General features: G+C 46.2%; 13 protein-coding genes. All 13 read right to left on the reverse strand.

What is annotated here, in order from left to right; all coding sequences use genetic code 11:
* Positions 1 to 30 precede the first annotated feature (30 nt).
* The 13 genes from J7E21_RS14225 to J7E21_RS14285 all read right to left on the reverse strand — a co-directional run bounded on the left by J7E21_RS14225 (position 31) and on the right by J7E21_RS14285 (position 16,752).
* Positions 31 to 732: a YesL family protein gene (locus J7E21_RS14225; RefSeq protein WP_215108909.1), complete on the reverse strand. Its 702-nt coding sequence runs from the start codon at positions 730 to 732 to the stop codon at positions 31 to 33.
* A 25-nt stretch (positions 733 to 757) separates the two neighbouring features.
* Positions 758 to 1,594 carry a carbohydrate ABC transporter permease gene (locus J7E21_RS14230; protein WP_215108911.1) on the reverse strand — a complete coding sequence of 279 codons (837 nt, stop codon included), beginning with the start codon at positions 1,592 to 1,594 and terminating at the stop codon, positions 758 to 760.
* A complete protein-coding gene (locus J7E21_RS14235) occupies positions 1,594 to 2,469 on the reverse strand; it encodes a carbohydrate ABC transporter permease (protein WP_215108913.1) in 876 nt (291 codons plus the stop codon). The genes J7E21_RS14230 and J7E21_RS14235 overlap by 1 nt, the downstream gene beginning before the upstream one ends.
* A gap of 88 nt (positions 2,470 to 2,557) precedes the next feature.
* Positions 2,558 to 3,805: an ABC transporter substrate-binding protein gene (locus J7E21_RS14240; RefSeq protein ID WP_215108915.1), complete on the reverse strand. Its 1,248-nt coding sequence runs from the start codon at positions 3,803 to 3,805 to the stop codon at positions 2,558 to 2,560.
* 71 nt (positions 3,806 to 3,876) lie between these two features.
* Positions 3,877 to 6,252 carry a glycoside hydrolase family 65 protein gene (locus J7E21_RS14245; protein WP_215108917.1) on the reverse strand — a complete coding sequence of 792 codons (2,376 nt, stop codon included), beginning with the start codon at positions 6,250 to 6,252 and terminating at the stop codon, positions 3,877 to 3,879.
* A 614-nt stretch (positions 6,253 to 6,866) separates the two neighbouring features.
* On the reverse strand, positions 6,867 to 7,874 hold the full coding sequence (gene xylF, locus J7E21_RS14250; protein WP_251048021.1) for a D-xylose ABC transporter substrate-binding protein: 1,008 nt from the start codon (positions 7,872 to 7,874) through the stop codon (positions 6,867 to 6,869).
* A gap of 47 nt (positions 7,875 to 7,921) precedes the next feature.
* Positions 7,922 to 9,475, reverse strand: a complete 1,554-nt coding sequence (locus J7E21_RS14255) for a response regulator (RefSeq protein ID WP_215108921.1) — start codon at positions 9,473 to 9,475, stop codon at positions 7,922 to 7,924.
* Positions 9,468 to 10,916, reverse strand: a complete 1,449-nt coding sequence (locus J7E21_RS14260; RefSeq protein ID WP_215108923.1) for a sensor histidine kinase — start codon at positions 10,914 to 10,916, stop codon at positions 9,468 to 9,470. Before J7E21_RS14260 ends, J7E21_RS14255 begins: the two co-directional genes overlap by 8 nt.
* On the reverse strand, positions 10,913 to 11,824 hold the full coding sequence (locus tag J7E21_RS14265) for a sugar ABC transporter substrate-binding protein (protein WP_353047795.1): 912 nt from the start codon (positions 11,822 to 11,824) through the stop codon (positions 10,913 to 10,915). The genes J7E21_RS14260 and J7E21_RS14265 overlap by 4 nt, the downstream gene beginning before the upstream one ends.
* Before the next feature lie 200 nt (positions 11,825 to 12,024).
* Positions 12,025 to 13,200 (reverse strand): sugar ABC transporter permease, encoded by a 1,176-nt coding sequence (locus J7E21_RS14270; RefSeq protein WP_215108927.1) that lies wholly within the window; start codon positions 13,198 to 13,200, stop codon positions 12,025 to 12,027.
* Between the two features lie 13 nt (positions 13,201 to 13,213).
* Entirely contained in the window at positions 13,214 to 14,734 is a 1,521-nt protein-coding gene (locus tag J7E21_RS14275; protein ID WP_215108929.1) for a sugar ABC transporter ATP-binding protein, read from the reverse strand.
* An 83-nt stretch (positions 14,735 to 14,817) separates the two neighbouring features.
* On the reverse strand, positions 14,818 to 15,936 hold the full coding sequence (locus J7E21_RS14280; RefSeq protein ID WP_215108931.1) for a sugar ABC transporter substrate-binding protein: 1,119 nt from the start codon (positions 15,934 to 15,936) through the stop codon (positions 14,818 to 14,820).
* A gap of 594 nt (positions 15,937 to 16,530) precedes the next feature.
* Entirely contained in the window at positions 16,531 to 16,752 is a 222-nt protein-coding gene (locus tag J7E21_RS14285; RefSeq protein ID WP_215108933.1) for a hypothetical protein, read from the reverse strand.
* Positions 16,753 to 16,951: the final 199 nt, after the last annotated feature.

Here is a 16,951-nt window from a genome sequence, read left to right on the forward strand (position 1 = left end):
CTTGAGTGTTGAAAGATGGTAATTCGTGCTTCACGCCGTCGTATTAGACGCCGCTTTTCCAGTGATTTTTACGGTTGCCTTGTGGAATGCTGAAAACGACACGAACGCAATCAACGAGCACACCAATAGCGGCAACAGCCATAATAGCTGGAACAAGCTGATCCACAGCAACACTGCGCTGCTCGCGAGAATAGAAAGGCTCGTCAACGGCCGCCCTGCCGAAATGAAAAAGGCATTTTTCATTCGTGCTTTGCTGCTCATGTCGTAATGGGCGCTGATCGACAAGAAATTGACGGTGAAGATAAACATACCCAATCCGATGATGAGAAACAGGAACGCAACACTGTTTTGTTCACTGTAAAAGTAAAAATAATTGTAATACCAGACAAGCCAAACCAGCGCAAAAAGGGCACCGGTTTTAATGCTTGCTTTATAATCCGATTTCAAATGGTATATATACTTTTTGAATGCAGAAGAATAATCCTCTTCCACGATCCAACTCCGGGCTACAGAAAACACAGCCGCCGTAGCCGGGAAAAACAAAAAGGTGACAAACAGCCAAGCCGCCAAGCCGAACCAAATCCGGCCGGCGGAATCGCTCATGTCGATTGCCACAAGCAGCGTAAAGAACGGCAAGCTCAATATGAACCACATCAAGTTGACGGCCGACAACCGCATAATCCATTCGCTCACCGTATACAGCACACCTGCGATTCCTTTCAGTTCCAGCATAACTACCCCTCCAACAGAAAAGGGCTTATTTTACAGCACCTTCTCCAATTCCTTTAATAATGTATTTCTGCGCGATCATATAGAATATCACAACAGGAATAATGGTCAACGTCAGGCCAGCCATCGCCATGTTCCATTCAATGGTGAACTCGCCGAAAAAGTAAAAGACGGAAAGCGGAATGGTGCGCAAGCTTTTGTCGATCAATGTCAGAGACGGCAACAGGAAATCATTCCAGATCAAGATGACATTCAAGATTGCAACCGTCGCGGTAATCGGTGTCAAGATCGGGAAAATGATGCGCCAGAACACGCCGAACTTCGACGCGCCATCGATGGTCGCCGCTTCTTCGAGCGAAATCGGAATCGATTTAATAAAGCCGTGATACAAGAAGACAGACAGAGCCGCATTAAATCCGATGTTCATGAAAATCAATCCGCTAAGCGAGTTGTAAAGCGGAATGCCGGTTTCTCTCGTAATGCCGGTCACCAATTGCATCAACGGCATCATGATCGTTTGGAACGGGATGAGCATCGTCGCGATCATCGTCATGAAAATCACGGTGCTGATCTTATTGCCGGACCGTGCGAGCATCCAGGCGGTCATGGAAGACAGAATGATGATGAACACGACCGATACGACCGTGACATACATGGAGTTCATAAAGGCGTTGAAGAAATCCATCCGCGCCATTGCCGCTTCGTAGAACTGCAAACTAAACTCCTGCGGAAAGGCCAAGGTGTTTTCATAGAGCTCTTGGCGAGACTTGAACGAGTTAACAAAGATGATATAGATGGGAGATAGGAATACTAGCGCCATCAGTAACAGCAGTATTTCTTTCGACCATGTGCGTATGATCTTCATTACATTTCAACCTCCCGCTTTTTCGTAATATACACTTGAGTCATGGTGATTGCGGCGATGATGATAAAGAACACAATCGCTTTCGCCTGGCCGTAGCCATAGTTTCCATAACCGAAGATTTCATTGTAAATATTCATGGCAAATAGTTCCGTCGCGTTTGCCGGACCGCCGCCAGTGAGCGACAAGTTGACATCGTAAATTTTGAAGCCATAGGAAAGTGTCAGGAACAAGCTGATTGTGAACGCCGGCATCAAAAGCGGTGCCGTGATGTTCAAAAACCGCTGCCAAGAGCTGGCGCCGTCAATTTTCGCAGCTTCGACTAATTCTCCAGGAATGCCTTGAATGCCCGCAATATAGACGATCATCACATAACCGGCCATTTGCCACGTAAAGACAAATACTAGCGCAAATAACGCGAACGTTTCATTGTTCAGCCAGTTGAAGAAAATCGATTCGAATCCGGTCACTTCCCCCAGCAAGGTGAAAACATCGAGGAACACGAACTGCCAAATGTAACCAAGGATAAGCCCGCCGATCAAATAAGGCATGAACAGCATTGTCCGCGCCAAGTTCGCCAGCTTCAGCTTTGAAGTGACGAGAAGCGCAAATGCCAGCCCGACCACATTGACCGAGATGACCGACAATACCGTAAACAGCACCGTCAACCAAGCCGAGCGCAAGAACCGTTCATCCTCGAGCAGTACCCTGAAATTTTCCAATCCGGTAAAGACCATCGGGTTCGCACCGATTCCATCCCAGTCAAAAAACGCATAATAAATGCCGATCACAAATGGAATGACAACAACTATGGTAAAAATGACCAATAACGGAACTGTAAACAACAGATACCAGCCGATATTTTTCCTATTCTTCACGTCCATCCCTACTTTCTTGTCATTGCTGCTTACTCTTCATATAGAAAAAGCAGAACACGCCAATACAGGCGTGTTCCTATTACTTTTTTTATTGAGCAGCGTTCTGCCATGCGGCTTCTAGCGCTTCAATCAGCTCATCACCTGTCATATCCTCGTTCACGAAGAAGCTTTCAGCTGCTGGCGTGAAGTCATTCGGGATAACATTGGCAGGGTAGTAGTTATGGGACCACGGAATTGTTTCTCCACTATTTGATGCTTCCAATACTGCTTGTGACAACGGATCCAAATCTCCAGCTTCGATATTCGTCATTGCCGGGATAAATCCAAAATCTTCGACGATGAATTTCTGGCCAGTTTCACTTGTGTGGAGCCAGTCAAGAAACTCGATCGCTCCATCGATCTCAGCTTGGTCTTTATCTGAGTTTACTGCCCAGTTGCTTCCTACGCCGACAGCAAGCTGGTCATTTCCTGCGAGCGGGAATGGAGCCATGCCGACTTCGAAGTCCACTTCAAACTCATCAAGCATACCGGATGCCCAGTTGCCTTGGTGGATCATCGCTGTTTTGCCGGCAGCAAAATCACCGACTTGCGTATCATAAGTCGTGCTTAACGGACTTGGTGTGTTCGCACGGATTGCTTCCATCGCCTCGCCGAACTCCCCGAATTCCGGAGTATCTGTCAACGACACTTCTCCATTAGTCAATTGCTCCATAAACTCAACCGGGTTTTCCTGGAGCGAGAATGGATAGTTGCTGATATGCCCGATCAGGAAGTACGCTTCAGACGATAGCCCGAATCCGTTGATTCCTTCTGCATTGAATCCTTCAAGTGTGCTGACAAAGGAATCCATATCCGCGATATCTGCCGGGTCGACCATTTCTTTGTTGTAGACGATGCCGAATCCTTCAACGCCGTAAGGGATGCCGATGACTTTATCGTCCAGCGCCAATTCCATATCCGGTGCGATGTTTTCAACCATGTCTTCATTGCTCAAATCATACATATAAGATTCCAAGCGCTGTGCTACTTGAGCGTTCTCGACACTGAAAATAGAAGGGCCTGTTCCGTTATTCAAGCGAATCTGCAGTTGTTGTGCATAGTCATCCCCAGTCGTCCCGATCACTTCCACGTCCACACCTGTTTCTTCCGTATAGGCTGCGGCAGCAGCTTCGAGCTGTTCAGAAATTTCGACCTTAGTCTGGAAAATCGTAATGCCTTCAGCCGCTTCCCCCGACTCTCCATTCGATCCTTCATCACTGCCTCCGCCGCATGCAGCGAGAACCGACATCGATGCAGCAAGTGTCATACCGGTAACTAATTTTTTATTGAACGCCATGTGTGTTGCCCCCTTTGATTAGTGGAATGCTATAGCAAACAAAATGATTGCTCATTTTGGAACTATCTTTCTTATTGTGATGATAGCGACTCTTTATGATTGAGCGGTATTTTCAAGCGGTGGCCCACTTTGTAAACTGTACCGCCCGTTTCGAACTCAACCGGCGTGTCGCCGATTGCCTCGATCTCCATGAAATCATGGCTAATATCGAGCTGCAGCTGCAGCCCTTGCCAATAAATCGGAAAGCGCATGCACTGCCAGTTTTTCGGAAGCCGCGGGTTGATCCGCAGCTTGCCATCTGCTAGCCGGACGCCGGCAAAGCCGAACACCGCCGATTTCCAAATGCCGCCGATAGACGCGGCGTGGATGCCTTCGTCCGAAGTTTTCATGTCCGGCCCCATGTCGATGTCGCATGTTTTCCGGAACAGCCCGTAAGCCAGCTCCCGCTCCCCGATATCATTCGCCATGATGGCATGGGTCGCTAGGCTCAGTGAGGAATCGTGCAGCGTCCGCGCTTCGTAATATCGGAAGTTCGCCTTTTTAGCTGTTTCCGAAAAGCGCGGATCGTCGCGCAGGAATGTCTGGTCGATCAAGTAAAACAACAAGACCGTATCCGCTTGCTTTGTCACTTGGATGCCGTTGATTTGCTCGGCGTTATAATCCCGGTAAATCGTTCTCACTTTCGACTGGTTCTTATATTTCGCGAGGTCGATTTCCGGCAGCTGCAAATACGTATCGTCCTGCGGCATCACCAGATCTTCAACACGCGGTTCCGGCAAATAAAGCCGGTCTGCTTTCTCTTGCCAGTCTGTGTAGTCGGCATCCAAGCCGAATGCTTTCCATAGATCCGGATGTTCTTGCGACAGCTTGTCCGCATAACGCATCGCCAACTTCAAATTGAAATACGCCATATGGTTGGTGAAGGCATTGTTGTTGATGTGTTCTTTGTATTCATCCGGGCCGATGACACCATTGATGTGATAGTGATTGTGCTGGTCGTTCCATTCGAAACGGCTCGCCCAGAACTTCGCGGTTTCAAATACCATTTCGTAGCCGCAGCGCTCCATGAATTGCTGATCGCCGGTGATGTTTTCGTATTGGTAAACCGCAAACGCGATGTCCGCCGAAATGTGCTGTTCGATAAAGCCCGACCAAATTTTCGTCTGCTCGCCGGTGACGATATCAATATCGCCCCACACCGGCGTCACTTCGCCGTCAGTCGGCCACGCCATTTCCCACGGATACATGGCCCCCGCATAACCGTTGCCCACAGCTTTCTGCCTGGCTCCGGCAAGGCCGTGATAGCGGTATGTCAGCAAAGATTTTGCCGCTTCCGGGTTCGATAGGATGAAGAACGGCAAGATGAAGATTTCCGTATCCCAAAACGAATGCCCTTTATAGCCTTCTCCGCTTAACGCTTTCGCACCGATGCCCATGTGTTCATCGTGTGCCGGCATCATGGCGGTCAAATGATAAAGCGAGAACCGGAGCGCGAGCTGGTCGACCGCCTCGCTGCTTTCCACTTCGACGTTGTAAGCGCCCCATACTTTTCCCTGCCACGCACGGCGGTGAGCTTCAAATAATGTTTCGTAGCCCTGTGCGTCATGGGCTTTCAGCTGTTCGAGAGACTGTTTGCGCAACTCCTGCAGATCGTATGGCCCGGGATTTTGATCCGAGTCTTTGCTCGTATGCACCGTCGACAGCTTCTCCATGACAAAGCGGTCTTGCGGACGCAGCTCGATGTTATACGTCATCCATGCTTTTCTGCGTGCCATGTCTTTGTCGGCTTGCGCGGTGATTTTTTCGCCGTTGAGCTTTAATGTATGTACCGTATTATGGACAATATCAATTCCGGATTCGCCTGTCGTCTGAACAAGCTGAATGAATCGCTCATCCAAAATCCGCCGTTCGCCTTCTCGGAAATGCTGAACACCTGAATTGGTCATTTGCGCATTAATGCCGCTGTCAAAAGACAAAGCCACATCATGCGTCAAGCTTTCCACTTCCATTTTCATGCCGATCAGGTGCAGTTCATCCAAAGACACGAAACGGCTGAAACAGAACCGCAATGTCTTACCTTTAGGAGAAGTCCAGTCAAACGAGCGTGTCAGCTCGGCTTCTTTCATATTGAGTTGTTTTATGTAGTTTTCTGTTTCTCCGAATTCCAATGAAAAGCGTTCCCCGTCTACTCGGATATCCAGGCGGGTTATATTTGCGGCGTTCGGCAGTTCTGTCACTTCATTGGCTTCGGCCTTATTGAATGTCCCGTTGATGAAGAGGTTGCGCTGTTCCGTTAAATACGGTTCTTCATTGTCTGAACGGAGCCCCATATAGCCGTTGCCGAGCAGCATGACCGCTTCGCTTTTGCCGAGCGTATCAGCTGAAAAAGCCGTTTCCGACAGCAGCCAGTTTTTGTATTGTCCTGTTCCGAGTGAATAATTCATCATCCAATCCCCCCTCCTTCAAGAGTTTTTCGAGTTTTCGAAAACGTTTTAGTTTTTCTCCAAAAGAGAAAGATGGCTTATCTAGGTTCTTTTGGACTTGATAAATCGCCTATGAACCTTACCATCTCTGTGTTGTCTGAGCCAATTACGTATTTTGTTTTCTGAATATTAAGCGCTTTCATTATAGTATAATTCCTGCTTTTTTAATAGTCAAGGAAGACCCCGTCGAACGAGCAGTACACTCTGGCTTTTTTGCCCATATCTCGGACGCGATTCCGGCCCGTTTTTGAAAAATGCGGATGCGAAAAAGCGCCAATTCCCAATCACAAGAATTGGCGCTTCTATATTATTCTTCTTGCCCGCGAGACACTTTCGGCCGCTGGCATTCATCACATTTACGCTGATTGTTTTTGTTGAACTTCGTAAATTGCAGCGTCTTTCCAATTCCTCACTCCCATCTACAGCACAAAACCGATAACATGTAAAAGCCTTATTGGCAGCCAAGGCTTCTTTTCAAGCTCGAAGTTTTTCGTTGCGTGGAAGGCTCGGTTCCAATTTGGTATTTACATATGAGCACAGGGATACATTGTATTTTTATCGCGGATTGTTCTTAGCGTTTACTCTCTCCCATAAATTTCTTCTTCCGAATGAAATCCGTCTGCGATGATGGTATCCCGTAAATTATTGTTGTTGACTGCTATAGGTTTGAGCAGCACAGCGGGCACTTCACTTTTTCCATTGTTTATACTTACGGTCGGTTTGAAGTCTTTGTCTTGTGCAAGATGGACAGCAAGTTCTGCTACCCGCTCAGACAATTCTTGGATCGGTTTATAGACAGTCATCGTTTGGGTTCCATCGACAATGCGCTGGACAGCAGCAAGTTCTGCATCTTGGCCTGCTATAGGAATTGCTCCCTCGAGTCCCTGGGTTTCCAAAGCCTTGATGACCCCGCCGGCAGTTGCATCGTTTGCTGAAATGACAGCATCAATTTGGTTATTGTTGATTTCTAATGCTTCCGACATATGCACAAAAGCTTTTTCCGGATCCCAATCTTCCGTCCACTCATCATAGATGATTTTGATATCGCCACGGTCGATTGCCGGCTGCAGAATATTAAAAACTCCTTTTTTCAGCAGATGCGCATTATTGTCTGTCGGTGCGCCGCCGATATAGACGTAATTGCCTTTCGGAACCAATTTCATCATTTCTTCAGCTTGCAGCTCGCCCACTTTTTCATTATCGAAGGAAACATACAAATCGATGTCCGCATTCTTCACTAAGCGATCGTAAGCGATGACTTTAATGCCTGCTCCGTGGGCTTTGTGGACAATAGCAGCTGTTGCTTCAGCGTTATGGGGAACAATGACCAGAAGATCGATGCCATTTTGGATCATTTCTTCTGCTTGGGCAATTTGCAGCGCATCATCTCCATTTGCTGCTGCAATCTCCACTTCCAAGCCATGTGACTCGATCGCTCCCTGAAACAATTCCTTGTCTTTCAACCAGCGTTCTTCCTTCAACGTATCCATTGCAAAGCCGATTTTCAGCGGCTCATCATCCGCTATCAAAACATCTTCTTTGAAAACGGCTTTTTCCGGAACCTCGATGGTTTCCTGACAAGCCATAAGAAAACCCCCACTAACTATCAGCAATAGCATCCTCTTAAGCAGCTTCATGTTCCACTTCCTTCTGCTTTTCCAGCATTCAGCAAGGTCATTCGGTACTCTGTAGGAGATATATCATTCATTTTCCTGAAAACTTTGCTGAAGTAGTTCGGTTCATGGTACCCAACCTCAAGAGCAATTGCCTTCAGGCTTATTTTCGGATCAGCCAAAAGCTTTTTCGCTTTTTCAATCCGGCATTCCGTCAGAAAATCGATGTAATTGATGCCGAGTTTTTCTTTGAACATTTTGCTGATATAAATTGGGCTTAAATCCACTTTCCGCGCCAGTATATCAAGTGAGATATCTTCATGTGAATGCTCTGTGATGAATTGCTTGATTTTGTGGATTTTATCGAATTCCATCCGGCTAGACTGAGTCATATAGATTTTTTTCAAGCCGTTTATCATTTCGAGCGTTTCAGACATCAGTTGCCGATAGTCCTTTGCTGGAATCGAATAAAGTGGCGTCTCCGCTTCTATGCCTATTTCCGCCATGACCCGGGTTGTCAGCCATAAAAATTCAAGCGAACGTTGCTGTGTTCTCAGCACTTTTTCCCCTGCATGCTCGAGTTGCCGGATAACATTGAGCACAAGGCCTTCCACCGCTTCCCACTCCCCCAGCCTCACAAAGTCAACCAATCTCTTTTCCTGTTGTTTGATGAACACCGGTACGTCCGCTTTAATAGGTTCAAGTTCATCCGAATAAAACCGATAGCGTGAAGGTGCTTTCAGATCCAGCATGGCAATGAGTGATTTCTGATAGGAATTCCGTACGTCATCGAGCGATTCACAAATTGTCCCAATTCCGACAAACCAGCCTTCATTCCTATCTGTCAACGCCAATATTCCGTTGGCGAGCGTGATTGCTTGGGACCGCAAAGACTGGAGCGGATTGCGAAAGACGATGAGCGGCAAGTGATTGTCATAGCACGCACCCATCCAGACATTATTTCCCTTGCTGATTTTCTCTTTTATGTCAGCATAAAAATGTTCCGCTCCTTCTGGAACGTGAACCGTCATGACGAATTTTTCTTCTGCTGGCTGGGTTTCCAGCATTTCAACGAGCAAATCGATATGCATTTCATGGACATGGTCGAACAATAATTGGGTGACAATATCTGTTTCAACAATTGCCAGTGCTTTTTGAAGCGCTTCTTGTTCCTGCTGGCGTTGGGCTGATTCCTTTATTTTCTGTTTCAGCTGCATGAAGAGCTTGTCGGCAGTTGCAACGATTTCACCCGCCTTGCTGGGTTTCAGCAAATAATCTTTAACGCCAAGCTTGATGGCTTGCCGCGCGTAATCAAAAGTATCAAATGCAGTCATCATGACGAATTCGATTTCCTTGTCGGTCTGCCTGATTTCTTCTATCGCTTCCAAACCATTCATGGTGGGCATCATAATGTCCATAAAGACCACATCGGGCTTCCACTGGGCTACGATTTCCACAGCAATTTTGCCATTTTTCGCTTGTTTGATTTCCATGTCCTGGAATGCATGCTGCAGAATCGCCTGCATGCCGTCACGTTCAATCGGTTCATCATCAACGAGCAGGAGTTTAAACATAATTTTCAACCTCCATCACTTTCGGCAATTTCAAGATGATTTTCGTTCCTCTCCCTAGTGTGCTTTCGATTTCCACCACATCTTCGCGGCCATAGAACAAGTGCAGCCGTTTGGTGACATTGGCAAAGCCGATGCCTGTCGCATGCCCTTCTTGAGGATTGATGCCGCCTGAGCGCAATTTCTCCATGGTGGCTGCATCCATTCCCAGGCCATTGTCTTCAATTTCAATAACTATATGTTCCGCTAAGTCTTTAATGCGGAACCATATCTGGCCACCATCCTCATTCGGCTCAATTCCATGGATCACCGCATTTTCAATGAGCGGCTGAAGCGTCAGGCTTGGCATCTGATACACTAATGCAGTTTCGTCTAGGTCGACGTGAAACTTTAAACGATCGCTGAAGCGGGCTTTTTGTATTTCCATATACTGCTTTAACACATAAGCCTCTTCTTCCAGCGTCACCGTATGGTCCAGGCGCTTTAAATTGTAGCGCAGCAGGCTAGCGACACTGACCAGCAAATCACTGGTATCTTGCGCACCATCCAAATAAGCTTTCTTCGATAAGGTGTTTAATGTATTAAATAAGAAATGCGGATTAACCTGACTTTGCAAATGGCGCATTTGGCTCTGTTGCAATAGCAGTTTACTTTCCTGCAATTCGCTTTCCACTTGCGCTTTTTGCTGGATTTCCAGGATAAGTTTATTGATATTGACTCGCATATGATCGAAGGTTTTTGCCAAAAAAGAAATTTCATCATTGGAATTCACTCGAATCGGATGATCAAAGCGTCCTTTTGCCAACTCGTTCGCCGCTTTTGTCAATTGATGAACAGGTTTTGTAATACTTAGCGAAAACAAATAGGTAAACAGTAACAACAGAACGCTCGTAAGCGACAATAGCAAGACTCCCATCGTGTCCAGTTCCTTTGACTGTCGGATAATGTCACGGTAAAATCGCTCGTAGGTTTTGAGTTCTGAATTGAAAATGGATAAGGTCATTTCGGAAATATAGATGGATATACGACTAGCTTCTGTAAATTCGGTTAGGGCAGTTTCGTTTTCACCTTGTTCACTGAAAGCAATAGAACGTTCCACGGTTTCCATAAAGCTTTCAATCATATTGCTGTAATTGGTCAACGTAAATTCGTTTTGGGCATTGCGCAATTCAATAAGAGAAGCTTGAGCATCCATCAGCCGCTGCTGGCTTACTTCCAATCTATTGGCGGTCCGTCCTGTCGGCTCGGACAAATACTCATTTAGATTTGTCACCGTCTCCTGGCTTGAAGCTGACACTTCGTGCATCTGCAGATAGCGCTGCAAGATATCATTGTATTGGTCCTGCGTTTTCTGATTATAGAAGGTCAATGCCAGCCATATGGCAAACATCATGACGATTACCGCACCGGCGAGCATCCAAATCTTTTTTTGGATTGTATTCACGGCAATCCGCCCTTTCCCTCTACAATCCGGATGTCGGTAATATAGCCTTCTGAGTTGAGTGGAACCACTTCGTTGCGCAGCCATTGCATCATTACTTCAACACTCGTTTCCCCCATCTGTTCTGGTGATTGCTCGATGATGGCATCCAGTTTTCCTTCCATTAAAAGATCGGAGGCATCGGAGCCGTCGTCGAAAGAATAAATATAAAATGGCTCAAGTTCGGTGCGCCTGCTGATTTCCTGCATCATTGTCCCGGCCTGGCGGACATTGAGCGCAATGAATGCATCGACATTCGGATGTTTATTGAGTGCCTGCTGCGTCGCAGCAGCCCCTTCCTCATCAGAAGATCCGCTCTCGACATATACGGAGTTGATGCCCGGGTGATTTTCGAGGCTTTCTTCCATCCCCTTCAAGCGGAGACGCTGGCTGTATTCCAGGTCCAAGTCCCCAAGCAGCACAACTTCCCCTTCTTCGCCCATATCACCGACCAACTGCTCTATCAGCAATTTCCCCGCTTCATAATGGTCTGAGCCCACATAGGTTTTACGCAGGCTTTTCTCGACCGGCACATCATTTGCAACAGTAATGATCGGGATGCCGTATGAAGCGGCCTTGATGCGGGTCAATTGCTGGAACTCTTCCGTATCATTCCCCTGGACAATGACGCCGTCAACTTTCGAATGAAGTGCAATTTCAACTTGTTTCAAAAAATCTTCCTGGTTATTGCCGTAGCTCCCCCAAAGTTCGAAGCCGACACCCTCTTGTTCCGCCTGCTTGGCAGCGCCTACGCCTACCAATCTCCAAAACGGTGTATCAAGTTCCTGGGTGATCAGAACGATACGGAAGCGATCTTGATCAGTTTTTACAGCGGAAGGCAATTCCCACTCGGAATGCAAAACCTTATTCACTGATAAAACTGTAAAAAAGCCAAGCACAGCACATAGTGAGCAAAGGGCAAAGATGACTTTTCTTCTCACATTTCGATCTCCTTTTTTGTGACTAAACTATTTTCATCTTATCACTTGGTGGAAAATTCTCAATACTCTTAATATATAAAGAAAGCACCTCCAAATTGGAAGGCGCTGTTCTGCAATTATAGGGATCGATTTTAGCTACGCTGTTTGCGCGTCATTACATCAAAAATGACAGCTGCGGCCAAAACTCCTCCGCGAATCATATACTGATAGGAAATACCGACACCCAGCAAGTTCATGCCGCTGGATAAAGAAGCCATGACGATTGCTCCGATGATGGCACCGGTGACTTTACCTACGCCGCCCGCTGAAGAAACCCCGCCGACATAAGCTGCAGCAATCGCATCAAGTTCGAATAAAGTTCCTGCCGTAGTTGTGGCAGACTGCAGGCGTGCTGTGAAAAGGATGCCGGACAATGCGGCGAGCATCCCCATCGAACCGAAGACAATCATTGTGATTTTTGTAACATTGATGCCACTCAGGTGTGCCGCTTCCGGATTGCTGCCGACTGCATAAATATTGCGCCCAAGGACGGTTTTCGTCGACAGGAAATGATAGACAACAACGACTAGAAGCATGATGACGACCGTCCACGAAAAGCCGTTGTAACCTGCGAGGACCCAGGTGATATAACCGATAATAAAAGATACGAATAGCAATTTAAAGATGAAGATTTGAGGGGAAATCACATCGAAACCATACTTCACTTTATTGCGGCGAGTTGATATTTCACTGTAAATATAAAGAGCGATGCCGATAAAACCAACAAGCAGCGACAAGAGATGCAGCCCGTTCACTTCTACCAGCGAGGGGATAAAGCCGTTGCCAAGTGCATTAAATAAATCATCGTTTACGATGATGGTGCCCGTGGATTCCGTAACATTCAACAGTGCCCCACGGAAAATCAGCATGCCGGCAAGCGTTGCCACGAAGGCTGGAATGCCGATTTTCGCTATCAGAAAACCATTGAACAGTCCGATGATGATGCCGAAAACCAATACGATCGGGATGACGAGCCAGACAGACATGCCCATCTGCGTCAGGAAAATCGCTGCAACCGCGCCGAGGAATCCAGCGACAAAGCCCACCGACAAATCGATGTGGCGGATAACGATGACCAGCGTCATCCCGACTGCAAGAACAGCGATATAGCCTGCTGAATCGAGCAGGTTGCTGATGTTGCGGGATGACATGAATAAGCCGTCAGTCATAACGGAAAATGTCAGCATGATGACAAACAATGCAATATACATTCCGTAATCGCGGATATTTGTTTTGATCAGGAATCTCGCTTCATTTAAAAAACTCATTGATACATACCCCCTATTGCGTTGCCAGTTCCATAATGGCTTCTTGAGTCGTTCCTTCTCTCGATAATTCGCCGGTAATTGCCCCTTCTGCCATAACATAGATCCGGTCACTCATACCGATAATTTCGTTCAGTTCAGAAGAAATCATGATGATACTCATGCCTTGCTTGATCAGTTCGTTCATGATGGTATAGATTTCAAATTTTGCCCCGACATCGATGCCGCGAGTCGGTTCATCGAGAATCAGAATTTTCGGCCCTGTAAACAACCATTTGCCGAGCGACACTTTTTGCTGGTTGCCCCCGCTTAACTTGCCGACTGCCAGTTCGAGTGAGCTGGTCTTGATGTGCAGGGATTTCCTATACTCAGACCCTACTTTCACTTCCTCATTCAAATTGAGCACTCCGCGATGAGAGATTCCTTTCAGGTGGGCTGCCGTTATGTTGTTCTTGATATCATTGATCAAGAACAAGCCATTGCCTTTACGGTCCTCGGTAACATAAGCGATGCCCGCTTTGATCGCGTCGCTCGTATGCTTGAAGTGAACCGGCTGGCCATTGATCTTCATGTCACCTTGCAATTTGTATTTTTTCGGGTTTCCGAAAATGCTCAGCGCCAATTCCGTCCGGCCGGACCCCATCAGCCCTGCGATTCCGACAATCTCCCCTTGTTTCACGTGGACATTCGCCTTCTTAACCATATGGCGGCCAAGTTGGGAATCATATGCCGACCAGTCACTCAATTCGAGCACCGTCTCACCGAATTGATGATCCAGGCGCTTCGGATAAATGTCGGCGATTTCCCGGCCCACCATATTTTTAATGATGATAGTTTCGGATATTTCACCCTTATGGGCATCCAACGTACAGATCGTTTTTCCGTCTCTTAAAACCGTCGCTTTATCGGCAATGGAAATGACTTCTTTCAGTTTGTGGGAAATCATAATGCACGTAATGCCCTGTGATCTCAATTCCTTCAGCAGCTCCAATAGGTTTTCGCTGTCATTTTCGTTCAAGGCCGCTGTCGGTTCATCCAAAATCAGCAGTTTCACATCTTTACTGAGTGTTTTTGCGATTTCAACCAACTGTTGCTTGCCTACACCCAAATCTTTGATCAATGTTTCCGGATCCACATTCAATTTCACCTTTTTCAGCATTTCAGCTGACCGGACAATCGTTTCATTCCAATCCACAAATGGGCCTTTTCTGATTTCATTGCCGGCAAAAATATTTTCATACACTGTCAAATCTGGAAACAGCGCCAGCTCCTGATAAATGATGGCGATTCCTGCTTTTACACTGTCGTTGATTTCATTGAATTGCTGGACTTGTCCTTCGAAGACGATGTCCCCTTCATATGTACCGAATGGATATACTCCACTTAGCACTTTCATAAGGGTCGATTTCCCTGCTCCGTTTTCCCCGATCAAGCAGTGAATTTCTCCACGTTCCACTTTAAAATTCACGTCATCCAAAGCCTTGGTTCCTGTGAACTCCTTTGAAATTCCATTCATTTCTAAAATATAGTCGCTCATTTTTTCGCCTCCCTTACGAAAACGTCAAGGAATGGAGAAATAGTGATAGAAAGTTCTATCACTATTTCTAAATCCTATTGTTTTTACTCGATTCCTGTAAATTCGCTTGCTCCATAATATTCGGTGTCGATCAATTCGGATTTCACATTCTCTTTGTCGACAACAATGACGTCAGTCTGCTTCGCTTTTACTTCACCTGCTCCATTATCGTAAGAACCGGTTGTTTCCGGGTCGTTGCCATCTAGAATCTCAACTGCCATGCCCATTGCATCTTGTACCAGGGTGCGGACATCCTTGAACACAGTCATCGATTGCTTGTCGTCAATAATGTATTGAATGGAAGCTTTCTCAGCATCCTGGCCAGTGATCGTGTAATCCGTTACAGCAGAGTCTGATGCGAATACATCTGCAATCGAACGTGCAGTGCCATCATTTGGAGCAAGAATCGCAACATCGCCTTTCAACTCTTCACTTACTGAAGTCAAATGCGTCTGGGCTTTGTTCTTGGATTCGTTTGAATCCCAGTTTGTTGTAACCTGGCCGATAATTTTGCTCAATTGATTGCGATCCAATTCTTTTGTATCTTTCAAAGTTTCCGCTTCACTGGAATTGGCGATTTTGAATGTACCGTCAGCAATTTTCGGCTGAAGCACTTCCCATGCTCCCTGGAAAAACAGGAATGCATTATTATCAGATGAAGCTCCTGCATACAAGTACAACGGGATATTCGATCCTTCTGCATTATCGATTAAATATTGGGCTTGCGCCGCGCCTACTGCCAATGAATCGAATGTTACATAGTAGTCAATTGCGTCCGTGTCTGTGATCAGCCGGTCGTAAGCAATAACTGTGACGTCATCCGCTTTTGCTGCCTCAACTGCCGCAGCCGCTGCAGGACCGTCATGTGGTGTAATGATTAATACTTTAATCCCTTTATTTAATAAAGCTTCAACGTTCTCTTTTTCTTTTGCCGAAGAGCCCTGGCTGAATAAAATCTCAGTCGAATAATCCGAGTCCGCTAATGCATCTTTAAAGCGCTGTTCATCCTGTACCCAACGTGGTTCATCTTTCGTCGGTAGAACGATTCCGACATCCACCCCTGAGCCTGAACCCGCTGACCCTTCGTTGCTACATCCTGCTGCAACCAATACGAACAATGCCATGACCACCAGGAACATAAATCCTTTAAAATTCTTTTTCATATCTTTTCCCCTCTCCCTTTGTAAATATAAGTAATTACTCTTTAAGTATAAATTCCGAAAACTTTAATGATAGCGCTTTCACTAGCACTCTTTTAATATCACCTGTACTTTTTTAACTTTTGATGTCTACTTTGTTTACTTTTAATACCTCTAAAAGAATCCACCTTCTACGGGGGTTAATCGACTTGCTATGGAGCAGAACTTAAAAGGGACAGTCACTCATCAATTTACTCTCAAACTAGCAGATAGTTAGTGCCGGTTTACACTTTTTTAAGCAATACAAAAACGCCAATCCCCGGCATGGGAATTGACGTTCAGAATGTTTAATAAGTCTAAAACCTTCTATAAGTTGTAAGAAGTGGATCCTTTTACAGCATCCACCAATGTGTGAGCTATTTAAGTGTTTGGAGAAGTGTTCGCTCGACTCCTGTGGTATCAGCGGGTTTGAGAGACCCCGCAGAGAGCGCAGCGAACGAGGAGGCTCACTTCCCGCCCCACGGAAAGCGAGCGATAAGCTTCGGAAAATACGGCTACTTGGAGTTTCTCGACAGCCTTAACGCCAATCCCCGATATGGGAATTGGCGCTTCTATCATTTATTCTTCTTGCCCGCGCGACGCTTTCGGCGGCTGGCACACATCACATTTACGCTGATTGTTTTTGTTGAACTTCGTAAAGGTCTTCTCGAAATTATTGCCGCATGCACATTTAAACAGCAGCTTTTGGGAAAACCCGTGATATTCTTTCGACAATAATTTGCTATCGGAATTGGTATTGACGAATGCTCTGATTTTATCGATCGTCCATCGTTTATTCATTTTGTTACACCTCCATATTTGAATGACTGGAGGCTGTTCAGGCTTCCATTATATTAAGAAAAACGCATCGTTATCCTAAGTTATTTATTATAGCACGGGAAGGGCTATTTGTAATAAGCTGAAGCGCTGCATTTGTGATGAGCATTAGGCAAAAAAGCGCCAACTCCTTTATAGAAGTTGGCGCTTTTTCTATTCCGGA

Source organism: Planococcus sp. ISL-109, assembly GCF_018613655.1.
In the GTDB taxonomy this organism is placed as follows: Bacteria; Bacillota; Bacilli; order Bacillales_A; family Planococcaceae; genus Planococcus.

Bases quoted from the DNA above. Each gene is read 5' to 3' on its own strand.
- J7E21_RS14225 (WP_215108909.1), bottom strand. From the start codon at position 732: ATGCTGGAACTGAAAGGAATCGCAGGTGTGCTGTATACGGTGAGCGAA.
- J7E21_RS14240 (WP_215108915.1), bottom strand. From the start codon at position 3,805: ATGGCGTTCAATAAAAAATTAGTTACCGGTATGACACTTGCTGCATCG.
- J7E21_RS14230 (WP_215108911.1), bottom strand. From the start codon at position 1,594: ATGAAGATCATACGCACATGGTCGAAAGAAATACTGCTGTTACTGATG.
- J7E21_RS14285 (WP_215108933.1), bottom strand. From the start codon at position 16,752: ATGAATAAACGATGGACGATCGATAAAATCAGAGCATTCGTCAATACC.
- xylF (WP_251048021.1), bottom strand. From the start codon at position 7,874: ATGGCTTGTCAGGAAACCATCGAGGTTCCGGAAAAAGCCGTTTTCAAA.
- J7E21_RS14275 (WP_215108929.1), bottom strand. From the start codon at position 14,734: ATGAGCGACTATATTTTAGAAATGAATGGAATTTCAAAGGAGTTCACA.
- J7E21_RS14280 (WP_215108931.1), bottom strand. From the start codon at position 15,936: ATGAAAAAGAATTTTAAAGGATTTATGTTCCTGGTGGTCATGGCATTG.
- J7E21_RS14245 (WP_215108917.1), bottom strand. From the start codon at position 6,252: ATGATGAATTATTCACTCGGAACAGGACAATACAAAAACTGGCTGCTG.
- J7E21_RS14270 (WP_215108927.1), bottom strand. From the start codon at position 13,200: ATGAGTTTTTTAAATGAAGCGAGATTCCTGATCAAAACAAATATCCGC.
- J7E21_RS14255 (WP_215108921.1), bottom strand. From the start codon at position 9,475: ATGTTTAAACTCCTGCTCGTTGATGATGAACCGATTGAACGTGACGGC.